Source organism: Sciscionella sediminilitoris (assembly GCF_000737195.2).
Taxonomy (GTDB): Bacteria; Actinomycetota; Actinomycetes; order Mycobacteriales; family Pseudonocardiaceae; genus Sciscionella; species Sciscionella sediminilitoris.
Map to the genome: position 1 here is coordinate 150,463 of NZ_JALM01000081.1, position 15,342 is coordinate 165,804.

Annotated in this window: 13 protein-coding genes and 1 pseudogene; 4 read left to right on the top strand and 10 right to left on the bottom strand. The window is 69.2% G+C overall.

Annotation, left to right across the window (positions count from 1 at the left end; all coding sequences use genetic code 11):
• Window positions 1–20 precede the first annotated feature (20 nt).
• The 5 genes from AD72_RS28005 to AD72_RS28025 are packed head-to-tail and all read right to left on the bottom strand — an operon-like array spanning window position 21 to window position 6,990.
• Entirely contained in the window at window positions 21–1,907 is a 1,887-nt protein-coding gene (locus AD72_RS28005; RefSeq protein ID WP_031469615.1) for an FAD-binding monooxygenase, read from the bottom strand.
• Window positions 1,908–1,953: 46 nt separating this feature from the next.
• Window positions 1,954–3,003: a 3,4-dihydroxyphenylacetate 2,3-dioxygenase gene (gene hpaD, locus AD72_RS28010; protein WP_031469616.1), complete on the bottom strand. Its 1,050-nt coding sequence runs from the start codon at window positions 3,001–3,003 to the stop codon at window positions 1,954–1,956.
• Window positions 3,000–4,511 (bottom strand): 5-carboxymethyl-2-hydroxymuconate semialdehyde dehydrogenase, encoded by a 1,512-nt coding sequence (hpaE, locus tag AD72_RS28015; protein ID WP_031469617.1) that lies wholly within the window; start codon window positions 4,509–4,511, stop codon window positions 3,000–3,002. The genes hpaD and hpaE overlap by 4 nt, the downstream gene beginning before the upstream one ends.
• A 2-nt stretch (window positions 4,512–4,513) precedes the next feature.
• Window positions 4,514–5,479 carry a 4-hydroxy-tetrahydrodipicolinate synthase gene (gene dapA / locus AD72_RS28020; RefSeq protein ID WP_031469618.1) on the bottom strand — a complete coding sequence of 322 codons (966 nt, stop codon included), beginning with the start codon at window positions 5,477–5,479 and terminating at the stop codon, window positions 4,514–4,516.
• Window positions 5,476–6,990 carry a fumarylacetoacetate hydrolase family protein gene (locus AD72_RS28025; RefSeq protein ID WP_082469196.1) on the bottom strand — a complete coding sequence of 505 codons (1,515 nt, stop codon included), beginning with the start codon at window positions 6,988–6,990 and terminating at the stop codon, window positions 5,476–5,478. Before AD72_RS28025 ends, dapA begins: the two co-directional genes overlap by 4 nt.
• A 111-nt stretch (window positions 6,991–7,101) precedes the next feature.
• Here AD72_RS28025 and AD72_RS28030 point away from each other — a divergent pair, with 111 nt between their 5' ends.
• Window positions 7,102–7,782: a GntR family transcriptional regulator gene (locus AD72_RS28030; RefSeq protein WP_031469620.1), complete on the top strand. Its 681-nt coding sequence runs from the start codon at window positions 7,102–7,104 to the stop codon at window positions 7,780–7,782.
• Here the strand turns inward: AD72_RS28030 and AD72_RS28035 are convergent.
• A complete protein-coding gene (locus tag AD72_RS28035) occupies window positions 7,779–9,134 on the bottom strand; it encodes an MFS transporter (protein ID WP_031469621.1) in 1,356 nt (451 codons plus the stop codon). The genes AD72_RS28030 and AD72_RS28035 overlap by 4 nt on opposite strands.
• Before the next feature lie 160 nt (window positions 9,135–9,294).
• Window positions 9,295–10,272 (bottom strand): adenosine deaminase, encoded by a 978-nt coding sequence (locus AD72_RS28040; protein ID WP_231644996.1) that lies wholly within the window; start codon window positions 10,270–10,272, stop codon window positions 9,295–9,297.
• Between the two features lie 149 nt (window positions 10,273–10,421).
• On the opposite strand from AD72_RS28040, the gene AD72_RS28045 reads away from it, so the two are divergent.
• The gene (locus AD72_RS28045; RefSeq protein ID WP_031469623.1) at window positions 10,422–10,760 is read left to right on the top strand and encodes a cupin domain-containing protein; all 339 of its coding nucleotides are present in this window, start codon (window positions 10,422–10,424) and stop codon (window positions 10,758–10,760) included.
• 10 nt (window positions 10,761–10,770) lie between these two features.
• Here the strand turns inward: AD72_RS28045 and AD72_RS28050 are convergent, their stop codons facing one another.
• Window positions 10,771–11,310, bottom strand: a complete 540-nt coding sequence (locus AD72_RS28050) for an AAA family ATPase (RefSeq protein WP_031469624.1) — start codon at window positions 11,308–11,310, stop codon at window positions 10,771–10,773.
• 78 nt (window positions 11,311–11,388) lie between these two features.
• Here AD72_RS28050 and AD72_RS28055 point away from each other — a divergent pair, with 78 nt between their 5' ends.
• Window positions 11,389–12,090 carry a M50 family metallopeptidase gene (locus tag AD72_RS28055; protein WP_051899100.1) on the top strand — a complete coding sequence of 234 codons (702 nt, stop codon included), beginning with the start codon at window positions 11,389–11,391 and terminating at the stop codon, window positions 12,088–12,090.
• Window positions 12,091–12,093: 3 nt separating this feature from the next.
• On the opposite strand, the gene AD72_RS28060 is transcribed toward AD72_RS28055, so the two are convergent.
• Window positions 12,094–13,911: a glycoside hydrolase family 2 protein gene (locus AD72_RS28060; RefSeq protein ID WP_037347545.1), complete on the bottom strand. Its 1,818-nt coding sequence runs from the start codon at window positions 13,909–13,911 to the stop codon at window positions 12,094–12,096.
• Window positions 13,912–13,919: 8 nt separating this feature from the next.
• Window positions 13,920–14,933 (bottom strand): LacI family DNA-binding transcriptional regulator, encoded by a 1,014-nt coding sequence (locus tag AD72_RS28065; RefSeq protein WP_031469627.1) that lies wholly within the window; start codon window positions 14,931–14,933, stop codon window positions 13,920–13,922.
• A 130-nt stretch (window positions 14,934–15,063) separates the two neighbouring features.
• On the opposite strand from AD72_RS28065, the pseudogene AD72_RS28070 reads away from it, so the two are divergent.
• A pseudogene (locus AD72_RS28070) lies at window positions 15,064–15,342 on the top strand (MFS transporter); the annotation flags it as partial.

Sequence of the window (15,342 nt, forward strand, 5' to 3'; positions counted from 1 at the left end):
CCGACCTCATCACCGGTCCGTCACCTGCCCTCGGCAACCCCGCAGAGCCCGGCGAAGAACTCCGCCAGTTCCCCGGTCGCCCGCAACGGAAACACCCCGGCGACGTACTGGTCCGGGCGGACGAGCACGATCGCGCCGTCCCGGTCGATCTCCCGCGCGGTGAAGATGTCCGCGTCCGGATCTGCGGCGTAGACCAGTTCGTAGTCGACCACCTGATACGGGCCGACCTTCGGCAGGTACGCCCGCGGCACCCGGCCGAGATCCACACCGGTGTGCGGCTGCTGATAGATCACCTTCACATCGAACCAGGCGTCCACGTCCCCGTCCGGCGGCGAGTACGCGCGCACCGGCGAGTCCGCGGATCCGCTGATCCACTCGGCGAACTCGGTGGCACCCGAGGGGTCACCGGCCGCGGACCGGTCGGCGAACACGTAGATCCGCCAGCGCCCGTCGGCGCGGTGATGGTGGCCGAGATGCACCGGGTTCCCGTCACAGACCCGGGTCACCGGATGGGACTTGAACCGTTTGCCGACCGGGAATCCGCCCGCCAGATCCTGGTGGTTGTCCGCGCCGACGATCATCGAGGGCTCGTAGCGCGTCATCAGCCCGGCGGGGAACTCGGCGGTCTTGACGTAGAACTCCTCCAGTTCGGCCGGATCGTCGAGCTCGTCCGGCTTCGCGGCCATCAGGCTCGACCACCGCCGGTCGAACTCGATCAGGTCCTGCGCGATCACCTGGCGCTCCGCGGAGTAGGTGTCCAGCAGCGTCTCGGGTGCCCGCCCGTCCAGCACGTGCCCGAGCTTCCAGGCGATGTTCCAGCCGTCCTGCATGGACACGTTCATGCCCTGCCCCGCCTTGGCACTGTGCGTGTGGCAGGCGTCCCCGGTGATGAACACCCGGGGCGTGCGGGCACCGACGAGCTCGGCCGGTACATCGTCGAACTTGTCGGTGAGCCGGTGCCCGACCTCGTACACGCTGCGCCAGGCGACGTGTTTCACCCGCAGCGTGTACGGATGCAGGATCACGTTGGCGCGCGCCTCCACCTCTTCCTGCGTGGTGTTCCGCACCGCTCCGCCGTCGTCCTCGCGCACCTCGCCCAGGTCCACGTACATCCGGAACAGGTGATTGCCCTCGCGCGGGATGTGCAGGATGCTGCCGCCGTCGTGCGACTGGATCGCGCATTTGGTGCGGATGTCGGGGAAATCGGTCTCCGCGAGCACATCCATCACACCCCAGGCGTGGTTGGCCTGATCCCCGGTGAGCTCGCGGCCGATCGATTCGCGCACCCTGCTCCGCGCGCCGTCGCAGCCGATCACGTACTTGGCGCGGACCCTCCGTTCCGGTTCCCCGTCCCGGCGCAGGGTCACGGTGACCGGGTACTCCCCCTGTTCGGCGATATCGAGCGTGACGAACTCGTAGCCGTAGTCCGGTTCCACGCGCGCGGGTGCGTTCCGTGCCGACTCGGCGAAGTAGTCCAGCACCCGCGCCTGGTTGACGATCAGGTGCGGGAACTCGCTCACCCCTTCCGGGTCATCGGGTGCCAGCGCGGCGCGCACGATGTTCTCCGGGTGCTCCGGATCGGGTTTCCAGAAGGCCATCTCGGTGATCCGGTAGGCCTCCTCGACGATCCGGTTGGCGAACCCGAAGGCCTGGAAGGTCTCCACGCTGCGCGCCTGGATGCCGTCCGCCTGACCGATTTCCAGCCGCCCCGGGCGCTGGTCGACGATCCGCGTGACGACGCTCGGGAACTGGGCCAGCTGGGCGGCCGCGATCATCCCCGCGGGCCCGCTGCCCACGATGAGCACATCGACCTCATCGGGAAGCTCCGCGGGCCGGTCGATCCCGGTGCCCGCCGCGGGCTGCACCCGGGGATCGCCGGAGACGTATCCATGGTGGTGAAACTGCACCGTTGCTCCTCAGTACCTCTCTCCGCAGTGCACGCGCCGGTGCCGGTCACAGGGAATTGCCGAGTTTGAAACCCGAACTCTCGTCCTTGCGCGTGTAGGAGAACCCGTCGGCGCCCACTGTCACGGCCATCTCGCTGCTGTCGGTGCGCTGCTGCAGCGGCTGCGGTTCACCGTCCAGGTCGAGCACCGGGGTGGCCTCGGTGTACCAGGAGGGCACCACCGGATTGCCCCACCAGTCGCGCCGCTGATTGTCGTGCACGTCCCAGGTCACCACGGGATTGTCCGGGTCACCGGTGTAGTAGTCCTGGGTGTAGATCTCCACCCGGTGCCCGTCCGGATCACGGATGTAGAGGTAGAAGGCATTGGACACGCCGTGCCGTCCCGGACCGCGTTCGATGACGTCGGACTTGCGCAGCGCCCCGAGTTTGTCGCAGATGGACAGGATGTTGTGCTTCTCGTGGGTGGAGAACGCCACGTGGTGCAGTCGCGGACCGTCCCCGCCGGTGAGCGCGGTGTCGTGCACGGTGTCCTTGCGCCGCAACCAGGCCGCGTAGGTTGTGCCTTCCTCGTCCTTGATGTCCTCGGTGACCCGGAAACCCAGTTCCTCCAGGTATTCCCGCCCCTTCGGCACATCGGGGGTGACCTGGTTGAAGTGGTCCAGCCGCACCAGGGCGCCCGGGGTGTAGAGGTCGTAGCGCCAGGCCAGCCGCTCCACGTGTTCGACCTCGTAGAAGAACTCGTACGGGAACCCGAGCGGATCGGTGACCCGCACCGCGTCGCCGATTCCCCTCACGAAACCGTCCGCGCGGCGTTCGGTGCGGCAGCCGCGCGCGGCGAACCATGCCTGGGCGCGGTCCACGTCCTCCGGGGTGCGCACCCGGAACGCGAACGCGGCCGCTGCGGCCACCGGTCCCTTGCGCAGCACCAGATTGTGGTGGATGAACTCCTCGAGCGAACGCAGGTAGATCGCGTTCTCGTCCTCCTCGGTGACCACGAGCCCCAGAGTGTCCACATAGAACTCCCGGGACGCCGCGAGATCGGTGACCACCAGCTCCAGGTAGGCGCAGCGGAGAATGTCGGGTGGCGTGCTGCTCATCCCCGGTCCTCCTCTCCTGCGCCGAACTTCGGGGTGTGCACGGGCGCCAGCGAGATGTGCATGGCCTGCTGGTCGGAGTAGAAGTCCAGGGACCGGTAGCCGCCCTCGTGCCCGAGCCCAGAGGCCTTGACCCCGCCGAAGGGAGTACGCAGATCCCGCACGTTGTGCGAGTTGAGCCAGACCATGCCCGCGTCGATGCCCTGCCCGAAAGTGTGCGCGCGCTCCAGGTCCGCCGTCCACACGTACGCGGCGAGCCCGTACTTGACGTCGTTGGCCAGCCGCAGCGCTTCCTCCTCGGTGTCGAACGGGGTGATCGCCACGACCGGCCCGAAGATCTCCTCCTGGAAGATCCGCGCGCTCGGCGGCACATCCACGAACACGGTCGGTGCCACGTAGTTGCCCGATTCCAGCCCGGCGGGACGGCCCCCGCCCGCGGCCAGTTTCGCCTCGGTCTTCCCGATCTCGATGTACTCGGTCACCTTCGCGTAGTGCTCGGGGTGCACCAGCGCGCCGACCTCGGTCGCCGGATCGTGCGGGTTGCCGACCCTGATGTTCTCCGCCCGCCGTACGTACCGCGCGACGAACTCGTCGTAGACGGCGCGCTCCACCAGGATCCGGCTGCCCGCGGTGCAGCGCTCCCCGTTCAGCGAGAACACCCCGAACACGGTCGAGTCGATCGCGGCGTCCAGATCGGCGTCGGCGAACACCACGGCCGGGCTCTTGCCGCCGAGCTCCATGGAAAGGCCCTTGAGCGTGGGCGCGGCGTTCGCGAAGATCAGCTTCCCGGTCGCGGACTCCCCGGTGAACGAGATCAGTTGCACGTCCTCGTGTTTGACCAGCGCGTCACCGGCTTCCTCGCCGATTCCGTTGACCAGGTTGAACACCCCGTCCGGCACCCCGGCCTCGCGGAAGATCTCCGGCCACAGACTCGCCGAGAGCGGGGTGAACTCGGCGGGTTTGAGCACCACCGTGCAACCGGAAGCCAGTGCGGGCGCCAGCTTCCAGCTCTCCAGCATGAACGGGGTGTTCCACGGCGTGATCAGCCCGGCGACGCCCTTCGGCTTGCGGTTGACGTAGTTGACCTGTTTGCCCGGCACCTTGTAGGTGTCGTCGGACTGGGCGACGATCAGGTCCGCGAAGAACCGGAAGTTCTCCGCGGCGCGCCGTGCCTGGCCGAGCGCCTGGGTGATGGGCAGCCCGGAATCGAAGGTCTCCAGTTCGGCGAGCCGCTCATCGCGGGACTCCACGATGTCCGCGATCCGGTTCAGCACCCGGGCGCGTTCCCTCGGCAGCATTCGTGGCCACGGGCCCTCGTCGAAGGCGGCACGCGCGGCGGCCACGGCGCGGTCGATATCGCCCTGTTTGCCCGCCGCCGCTTCGAGGTAGTTCTCGTTGGAGACCGGGTCCAGGACGCCGAAGGTGTCTCCGTCGATGCTGTCGGTGAACTCCCCGGCGATGAAGTGCCGGATCCGCTCCGGCAGGTTCTCCGGCACATGCTGCACGGCCATGCTCATTCCCCTCCGTCGATGGTGTTGTTCTGCTCGACCGGCGACAGATAATCGGCGCCGTCCGCGAGCAGTGCGCGGATCTTCTCCTTGCCCGGTTCGGTCGGCGTGATCAGCGGCGGCCGCACGTATTCGGAACTGATCAGCCCGCGCTCGCGCAGCACCCACTTCACCGGCGCCGGGTTGGTCTCCACGAAGATCAGGTCCACCAGCGGATGCAGGCCATAATGGATGTCCAGCGCGTCCTCCAGCCGTCCGGCGTGGAAGGCCTCGTACATCCGCTTGGTGGCCGCCGGGGCGATGTTCGCGGTGGCGCTGACGAACCCGGTGCCCCCGAGCGCGAGCAATGGCAGGCACAGCAGCTCGATCCCGGACCACACCAGCAGATCCCGGCCCGCGGCCTTGATCACGCGCGAGAAGTGCTCGAAGTCCTTGGTGGTCTCCTTGACCCCCACGAAGTTCGGCACATCCCGGTGCAGCCGGGCGACCGTCTCCGGGGCGATCTCCACCGCGGTCCGGCTCGGCACGTTGTAGGCGATGATCGGCAGATCCGGGTACTCGGCGGCGATCCGCGAATACCAGACGTACAGCGCTTCCTGGGTGGGGCGCGCGTAGTACGGCGTGATGATCAGTGCCGCGTCGATGCCCGCATCGTAGGCCGCACCGGTCAGCTCGATGGTCTCGTCCAGCTTCGCCGAACCGGTGCCCGGGACGACCGGGGCGCGCCCGCCGGCGGTCTTGACCACGGTGCGGATCGCCTCCGCCCGTTCGGCGACCGTCTGCGCGCTCGGCTCACCGGTGGAGCCGCCGATGGAAACCCCGTCGGAGCCCTGCTCGAGCTGCCATTCGACGAGGTTCGCCAGCGAGGCGTGGTCCACCGCGCCGTCGGCGGTGAACGGGGTCACCACGGGCGCGATGGATCCGGTCAGTTCCTCGGGACGGGTACGCCAGGCACCTGCTCGGTTGCTCATTCGGATTCCTTCCTCGTTGTGCGCTCTGCTTCGTAGCGTTCCCGCCACTGCCCGCTCAGCGGGTAGAGCCCGTCCACGGCGGCCCCCTCGGCGACGCGCGCGGCGATCCACTCCTCCTCGGACTCCTGCTCGATCGCGGCGTCGAGCACCGTGTCCAGCAGCGCGGGCGGGATGACAAGGACCCCGTCGTCGTCCCCGACGATCACGTCACCCGGCTGCACGCTCGTGCCGCCACAGGCCACGGTGATGTCGCGGTCCCACGGCACATGGCGGCGCCCGAGCACGGCCGGATGCGGGCCTGCGGAGAACGTGGGGATGTCCAGCTCGGCGACCGCGGCCCAGTCCCGCACCCCGCCGTCGGTGACGATCCCCGCCGCGCCGTTGACCTGGGCGCGCAGGGCCAGGATGTCGCCCACCGTTCCGGTGCCGCGTTCCCCGCGCGCCTCGACCACGAGCACCTCGCCGGGGCCCAGCGCGTCGAAGGCCCGTTTCTGTGCGTTGTACCCGCCACCGTGTTCGCGGAACAGGTCCTCGCGGGCCGGGACGAACCGCAGTGTGCGGGCCCGCCCGATCAGTTTCCGCCCGGGATGGTTGGTGCGCACCCCGTCGATCGAGACCTGGTTGTAGCCGTGCTTGCGCAGCTGCGCGGACAGGGTGGCCACCCCGACCGTGCGCAGTTTCGCCACCAGTTCCCCGGTGAGTTCGAACGGCGCGGGCAATCCGGCGGCCTCGCGGCTCCCCCACGCCTCGGCCCGCTGGTGATCATCCACCGCGGGTTGCGCGCTGTACTCCGGAAGCGGGTGCGTGCCCTCGGCGACGGTGGTGCGCAGCCGCCCGCTGCGGTGCTCGCTGTCCGGGACATCCACCTCCACCTCGAGCACATCGCCGGGCGCCACCACCGAGGAACCCGCCGGTGTCCCGGTCAGCACCACATCCCCGGGCTCGAGGGTGATCAGCTGGGAGAGGTCGGCGACCAGTTCGGCGAAGGGGAACACCACGGTGCCCGCCGAGTCCTGTTGTTCGAGCTCGCCGTTGACCCAGGTGCGCACCCGCAGCGTGGCGGGATCGATCGCGGCGGCCGGGATGAGCTCCGGGCCGAGCGGGGTGTAGCCGTCACCGCCCTTGGAGCGCAGATTCGACCCCTTGTCGGCGGCGCGCAGATCGTAGACGCCGAGATCGTTGGCCGCGGTCACCCCGGCCACGCAGGACCAGCCCTGTTCCGGCGTGACCCGGCGCGCGGTCTTCCCGATGACCAGCGCGATCTCCCCTTCGAAGGCCAGCAGCTCGGCACCCGGCGGGCGTTCCACGGTCTGCCCGCTGGCCGCCAGCGAAGTCACGGGCTTGAGGAAGTACGACGGCTTGGCCGGAGCCCTGCCGCGCTGGGCGATCCGCGAGGGATAGTTCAGGTGCAGCGCGATCACCTTGCCCGGGCGCCCGACGAGCGGGTGCCGGACCGGTTCCCCGGCAGCAGCGGAACCTTCGGTGGGCGAACGGACGGCGTCGTACGTCATGGCCAAATCGTATACGATGAGATATCTGATCTCAAGATCGAGGGCGTGCCGCGCTCAGCGGACACCGCCGCTCGGGCATGATGGAATGCCAAGCCAGCGAAACGAGGAGCCATGACCACCGAGGTACCGGCCAACAGCAAGTCCCAACTGGCCTACGAGTGGCTCCGCGATCGCATCGTCTCGCACCGCTTCACTCCCGGCTACCGCCTCGTGCTGAGCCAGATCGCCGGTGAACTCGGTATCAGCACGGTACCGGTCCGGGAGGCCATCCGCCGCCTCGAAGCCGAGGGACTGGTGACCTTCGAGAAGAACATCGGCGCCCAGGTCGCCCTGGTGGACGAGGGCGAATACGTGACGACGATGCAGACCCTCGCGGTCGTGGAGGGCGCGGCGACCGGATTCTCCGCGCCGTTGCTCACCGAGGAGGACCTCGCCAGGGCGCACGCGGTGAACGAGCGGCTGCGGGACAGCCTCGAGCACTTCGACCCGCGCCGGTTCACCGAGCTCAACGAGGAGTTCCACGCGATCCTGTTCGGCCGCTGCCCGAACGAGCACATCACCGATCTGGTGCGGCGCGGCTGGAGCAGGCTGCGGATGCTGCGCGATTCCACGTTCAGCTTCGTCCCGGGCCGGGCGGTGGAATCGGTCGCCGAGCACGAGCACATCGTCGAGCTGATCGCCGAGGGCACCGACCCGATCGAGGTCGAGCTCGCCGCCCGCAGGCACCGCACCGCGACCCTGGACGCCTTCCTGCGCTTCCAGCACGACCACGGCTCCGGGCGAGCGGGCTAGCGCCCGATCGCGGAGCGGCCGCGGATCGCCCCGCTCGCCTGTTCCGCCTCGTTGTCCGGGCCCAGGTCGATTCCCTTGCGATCGCGCAACAGCAGCGTGGCGATCAGCGCGAGCACCGCCATCCCGGCGAGGTAGACGCCGACCGAGACGGTGGTTCCGGTCGCCTGCACCAGTGCGGTGGCGATCGTCGGCGCGAACGCACCGCCGATGATCGCGCCGAGCGCGTAGGCGATGGACACTCCGGAGAACCGGATCGAAGCCGGGAAGAGCTCCGCGAAGAAGGCCGCCTGCGGCCCGTAGGTCAGCCCGATGCCGACGGTGAACAGGCAGAGACCGCAGAACAGCAACCAGACGTTCCCGGTGTCGACCAGGGCGAACATCGGGAACACCGTGGCGAGAAGGAAAAACCAGCCGAGGATGTAGACGTTCCTCCTGCCGAACCGGTCCGAGGCCACCCCGCCCACCCAGGTCGTCAGCAGCCACAGCGCGGCCGCCGCGGTCACCGCGAGCAGCACCGGCCCCCGGGCCAGCCGCACCGGCCCGTCCGGATCGGTGGCGTAGTTCTGGATGTAACCACCGGTGGTCATGTACCCGGCCGCGTTGTTCCCCGCGAAGGTGAACGCGGCGAGCAGCACCAGGGGCGCGTGCTTGCGGAACAGGGTGATGATCGGGACCGAGGCCTGCTGGCGCCGCTGCGCGATCTCCGCGAACACCGGACTCTCCTGCACGGTGCGCCGGACCAGGTAGCCGAACAGCACCAGCACGAAACTGAGCAGGAACGGGATCCGCCAGCCCCAGGCGGTGAACGCGTCCCCTGGAGCGAGCACTCCCATCAGCGCGAGCATCCCGTTGGCCAGCAACAGCCCGATCGGCACCCCCATCTGCGGGAAGGCACCGGTGCGCCCCCGGCGTTCCGGTTCCGCGTGCTCGACCGCGAGCAACACGGCGCCGCCCCATTCCCCGCCGGCCGAGACACCCTGCAGAATCCGCAGCAACACCAACAGGATCGGCGCGGCGATGCCCATCGAGGCGTACGAGGGCAGCAACCCGATCAGCGTGGTCGCCCCGCCCATCCCGATGAGCGTGGTGACCAGTACCGCGCGCCTGCCGAGCCGGTCGCCGAAGTGCCCGGCGAGGAACGCGCCGAGCGGCCGGAACAGGAAGCTGATGCCGACCGTGGCGAAGGAGAGCACGATACCGATACTCGGCCCGGCGGGCGCGAAGAACGCCTGTTTGAACACCAGGCCCGCGGCGCTGGCGTAGAGGAAGAAGTCGTACCACTCGACGGTGGTGCCGACCACGGTCGCGATGGCGACCCGCCGTTCGGCGCGCCGGCCAGCAAGCTGGGACATGTCCAGACTCCCTTGTCCGAGAACTGCGTCGAGCCCTGCACGGAGCGGGAGGCCTACCCCAGAGCCGTCACGCCGAACCGGGCAGCTGATCGCCAGATCGTATACGAAACCGTACACGACGACTAGCCCGAATGGGGAAGATCGGCCCGGCCGGGACGGACTACGGGATCGGTTCGGCGAGTAATTCCGCCCGTGCGGACTCCTCGAGGAAGCTGGCGCGCAGCGAATTCGCCGCGAGTTCGCGCAGCTGCGTCTCGGTGAGGTCGAACGCCGCGCCGACGGCGGTGAAGTTCTCCGCGACGTAGCCGCCGAAATACGCGGGGTCATCGGAATTGAGGGTGACCATCAGCCCCTCGTCCAGCATCCGCGGCAAGGGGTGCGCGGCCAGGTCCGGCACGCAGCCGAGCCGCACGTTCGACAGCGGGCACACCGTCAGCGGGGTCCGGTCCGCGCGCAGCCGGGCCACCAGACCGGCGTCCTCGAGTGCCCGGATACCGTGATCGATCCGTTCCACACCAAGGGAATCCAGCGCCTCACGGACATAACTCGGCGGTCCCTCCTCACCGGCGTGCGCCACGGTGCGCAGGCCGAGCGCGCGGGCCCGTTCGAACACCGGGGCGAACTCCTGCGGCGGGTGACCGACCTCGGCGGAATCCAGGCCCACGCCGATGATCCGGTCCAGCATGGGTTCGGCGAGCCGCAGCGTCTGTTCGGCCGCGGCGACGGGCTGATCACGCAGGAAACACAGGATCAGCTCGGCCGAGACCTCGGGAACCGCCTCGAGTGCCTGCACCAGCCCGTCGACCACGGTACGCAGCGGGACACCCCGGGAGGTGTGCGCCTGCGGGTCGAAGAAGATCTCCGCGCGCCGTACCCCCTGGGCCACGCAGCGCCGCAGGTAGGCCGTGGCCAGCTCGCGGAAATCCCGCTCGGTGCGCAGCACGGCCATGTTCGCGTAGTACACCTCGAGGAAGGAGCCCAGATCGGTGAACCGGTACCGGTCCCGCAGTTCCGCCACCGAACCGTAGGGCAGCGCGATCTCGTTGCGCCGGGCGAATTCGAACACCATCTCGGGTTCGAACGTGCCCTCGATGTGCACGTGCAGTTCGGCTTTCGGCAAGGCGGAGCAATCGAGCACGCCGCGGCCATCCCCTCGTATCGGCTTCCACAGGTCCACCGGCGAGCATGCCAGACCCGGTGCGCACCGGAATTTCGCCCGTGTTGCGCGGCGAACGGAGCGTGGCATGCTGAGAGCAGCTGTCCGCCCTGTGGTTGGGAGCGCATCCGATGACTCACCATCCGGCCGTCACCGCCGTCGGCACCCTCGCACCGGCCATGCTCGCGGAGGCCAACCAGCATCCCGCCCGGCGCGCGGCCCGCACCCTGGTCTCCGGGACCGCGCAGCGCGCCACGCTCATCGCCCTGCTCGAGGGAGCGGAGCTGAACGAGCACGATTCACCGATCGCCGCGACCCTCTACGTGGTGACCGGAACCGTACGGCTGCACACCCGCGAGGACGCCTGGGTGCTCGAGGACGGGCATCTCGCGGTCATCCCGCCGCAGCGGCACGGGCTCACCGCGCTCACCGACGCCGCGGTCCTGCTCACCGTCGCACTGCACCAGTGACCGGAGCCGTTCAGCGCACGGCGGCGGGCTCCAGCCACCGGGTCACCGACTCCGCCAGTTCGGTCACCGTGGCCCGGCTGTCGAGCCGGAGCACCGGGCAGGACAATCTGGCCAGCCACTGTTCGTGCCTGGCCAGATTGCGCCCGGAGAAACCGGGATCGTCGTAGCCGCGCGCCCAGTCGAGGAATTCCCGGGAGGCCGCCGTGTCCGCCCCGCCGTACCGGAGGGTTTCCCGTTCGGTCAGCCGCCGCATCCGGATCTCCGGGTCCAGCGTCAGGAACACCGCGGCGTCGAACACCGGCATCAGCGAATCGCCCCAGCCCATCAGGGATCCGGACAGCACCCAGGAGGCGCGCGGCAGGAACACCGCCCGCATCAGCTCGATCCGCTCGGTTTCCGCGCGTTTCCGAACGTACGGCGGATCCGTGGGAATCCAGAAGTAATCGTCGACGTCGGCGTGCGGCACCTGCGCACGCCCGGCGAGCTCCCTGCCGAGGGTGGTGGTGCCGGAACCGCTGGCACCGGTGATGAGCAATCGGCGCGTGGTCAAGCGGTGCCCCTCTCGGCTTTCGGCGTTCCCGGAGGCGTCGAGCCTATCCGCGCCCGGCCCGTCTGGTAGACAACGGCCATGCTCGACGTCGCCGACCGGATCACGGCCGTCTCCCCGGCACCGGAGTTGTCGGTGGTCGCGGCGACCGCCGCGATCGCGCTCGTGGTCGCCTGGCCGCGGTCGCGCTGGTTGCAGATGATCAACGTGCTCGGCACGCTCACCCACGAGTTCGGGCACGCCGCCGCTGCCGTGCTCAGCGGCGGCGGGGTGCAGCACATTCAGCTGACCGGCAGCAAGAGCGGCCACACCCGGCATGTCCCGAGCGGTCGCTTCGCGCACGCCCTCACCGCCTTCGCGGGGTACTGCTTTCCGCCGCTGCTCGGGCTCGGCGCAGCGCAACTGCTCGCCGACGGCTACGCGGCCTGGGTACTCACCGGCGGCTTCGCGCTGTGCCTGCTGGTGCTGTTCGCCGCGCGCGGCACCCGGACCGTGATCACCGTGCTGCTCATCGGTGTGCTGTTCGCGGTCGTGGTGTTGTTCGCCTGGTCCTGGCTTGTCGTGGCGCTCGCCTATCTGGTCGCCTGGCTGCTGATCGCGACCGGCTTCGAAGGCGTGCTGATGGATGTGCTGGTGCCCAGGATGCGGTCCAGGGCCATGAAGCGCGATGACGCGGACACGCTCGCGGAGCTCACCCGGGTCCCCGCGTTCGTCTGGGGACTCGGGTGGCTCGTGCTCGCCAGCTGGTGCACCTGGCAGGGCGCGATCCGGCTGTGGCCCTGAGCTTCAGGACTCCGGTGGCGGGGTCTTGACCGCCGCCGCAAGTTCCTCCTGCGGCGTGGACCGCGCCGCCCTGGTGTTGATCGCGTGCAGGGCAGCCGCGTCGAGCTTGGCCGAGCGGTCCGCACGCAGCAGGCCGTTCGTCTCCTGCTCGGTGTCGGTGAACTGGGTGTAGCAGAACCCGGCCACCTCCGGGCTGTCCAGCAGCGCCTCGGTCAGTTCCCGGTAGCGGGCGAGGAATTCCTCCGGCGAGTCCACCGTGCCGTAGCCGAACCACTCCTCCCCCGCGTCCGGAACATAGCTGAGGCCGCCGTACTCGGTCAGCATCACCGGCCGCCGGGTTCCCTCGATGTCCCCGAGGTGCACCCGGCGCGGTCCGGGCTGTCCGTCGCGCAGCACGGAGGCGATGGCCTCGGCGGTCCCGTAGCGCTCCCGCAGCGAGGCCCCGGATGGCGCGTAGTCGTGGATGCTCCAGATATCGCTTTTCGGGTGTTCCCAGCCGTCGTTGGAGATCACCGGCCGGGTCGGATCGAGCGACTTGGTGAGGTGGTACAGGGAAAGGGCGTGATCCCGCTGCGCCGGATCGCTCGCGATCGCGGGCACTCCCCAGCTCTCGTTCAGCGCGACCCAGGCGATCACGCACGGATGGCTGGCATCCCGGCGCACCACCTCGGACCATTCCCGCGTCGTCCGGAGCACGGTCTCCTGATCGAAGACGAACGCGCTCGGCATCTCGTCCCAGACGAGCAGGCCCAGCCGGTCACACCAGTACAGGAATCGTGGATCCTCGGTTTTCTGGTGGATCCGCGCGCCGTTGAAACCGAGCGATTTGATCAGCTCCACCTCGCGGCGCAGCGCGTCCTCGCTCGGTGCGGCGAGGTGGGATTCCGGCCAGTATCCCTGTTCCAGCACCATCCGCAGGAAGTACGGCCGCCCGTTGAGCAGGAATCGCCGCTCGTCCACGCCCACATCGCGCAGCCCCGCGTAGCTGCCCGCCTCGTCGAGCACCCGCTGCCCCGCGCAGAGCGTCAGTTCCACGGTCAGCAGGGTCGGCCGCTCGGGTGTCCACAAGAGACGGTCCCGGTCCTCGCCGACGCGCGCGGCACTCAGCACGATCTCGCGCTCGAGGGTGTCCCCGGCGACCCCGTAGCTGTCCTCGGCAAGCGTTTCCCCGTCGAGGCTGACCCGCACCCGCAGGTTCAGCGGTTCCCCGGTGCTCCCGGCGATCCGGGCCCGCAGTCCGAGACTGCCGCGTGCCGCGTCCGGAGTCCAGTGCACCGATTCGATGTGCCGCCGCGCCACGGGTTCGAGCCACACGGGCTGCCAGATCCCGGTCGTGCGGTGATACCAGATGCCCTGCGGATGCCTGCCCCAGTACTGTTTGCCGCGCGGCTGACTCGCGTCCGCGGGCTGATCCTCGGCGCGCACCACGAGCACGTGCTCCGCGGTGTCCTCGCGCAGTGCCGCGGTGATGTCCGCGCCGAACGGGGTGTGGCCGCCCTCGTGCTCGGCCACCATCCGGCCGTCCACCCACACCGTGGCGCGGTAGTCCACGGCGCCGAAATGCAGCAGCCAGCGCCGCTCCGGTTCCCCCTCGGGCAGGGTGAATAGCCTGCGGTACCAGACGACCGGATGCGGATCCTTGTCCCCGATGCCGCTGGCCGCGGACTCCGGCGGGAACGGCACGGTGATCCGCGCGGACAGCTCGCCGGGGCGCTCCTGCCAGCGCTCGTCGAGGCCGCGATCGGCATCGTCGTAGTCGAACTCCCATTCCCCGCACAGGTCGATCCACTGTTCCCGGGTCAGCTGCGGCCGTGGGTGCACTGTCGTCCTCACTCCTTGGTCCTGTCCGCCGAGGTGCTTTCCCTGATCACCAGTTCGTGCCCGGCCTGGGCGAGCACCGGTTGCCGCCCGGGTTCCGCGGTCTCGATGCGGTCCAGCAGCAGGGTGACCGCCAGCCGCGCGATCTGCGTCTTGTCCGGTGCCACGGTGGTCAGGCTGGGGGTCGCGTACCTGCCGTCCTCGATGTCGTCGAAACCCGCGATCGCCACATCCTCGGGGATCCTGCGCCCCGAGGCCAGCAGCACCCGCTGGGCGCCGAGGGCGAGCAGATCGTTGAAACAGAACACCGCATCCGGTGGTTCGGGCAACTCCAGCAAGCGGCGCATCACCTCGGCACCGGTGGCCCTGGTGAACTCCCCGGTGACCGGCATCAGTTCCGGATCGGCCGGGACCCCGTGGGCCGCGAGCGCCTCGCGGTAGCCGATCACCCGCTGGCGCCCCGTTTCCTGCCTGTCCGCACCGATCACGGCGATCCGTTTCCTGCCGAGCTCGAGCAGATGCGCGGTGGCCTCCCGGGCCGCGGCGACGTTGTCGATCACCACGTGATCACTGGCCTTCGCGTAGTCCCGCTCACCGAGCAGAACCAGCGGCACCCGCCCGGCCCCGGCCAGATCCGCACGGCGCAAGGCGAGCGGGCTGAGGATGACCCCGTCGATCAGGCTCGAGCTGAGCCCCTGCGCGATCGCGCTCTCGGCCTCCCGGTCTCCCCCGGTGTCCTCGATCAGCACCGTGACCGAACGCTGTTTCGCCTCGGCGATCACCGAAGAGGCAAGCTCGGAGAAGTACGGGACGTTCAGGTCGGGCACCGCGAACGCGATGATGCCGGTACGCCCCTGCCGCAGATGCCGCGCGGAGAGGTTCGGCCGATAGCCCAGTTCCTCGATCACCTGCTGCACCCGGCTGCGCGTGTCCGGAGCGACCCGCGGTGAACCGTTGACCACATTGGACACGGTCTTCACCGAGACGGCGGCCCGCTCGGCGACATCCCTGAGCCTGACGTCCATGCCACCTTCCGAGTATTCGCGGCGTTACAACGTTGAATCTAACTGGTCGCCCGCTGGTCGTCAAAGTATTGACATAGCCTGCAGTACTCGTTACAACGTTGTACTGAATTCAGCTCCCGAGGAGGTCCGGATGGCTTACCGCGACCCCGGCCCGGCACGTCCGGCCGAGCATTCCCCACCGAAGATGCGCAGGGTGGTGCTGGCGAGCTTCATCGGCGCCACCTTCGAATGGTTCGATTTCTCCCTGTTCGGCAGCTCGGCGGCGGTCGTGTTCAACACGCTGTTCTTCCCCGAGGTGAGCCCGCTGCTCGGCACCCTGGCCGCGTTCGCGACCGGGGCGCTCGGTTACATCACCAGACCGCTCGGCGGTGTCCTCTTCGGACACTTCGGTGACCGGCTCGGCCGCAAG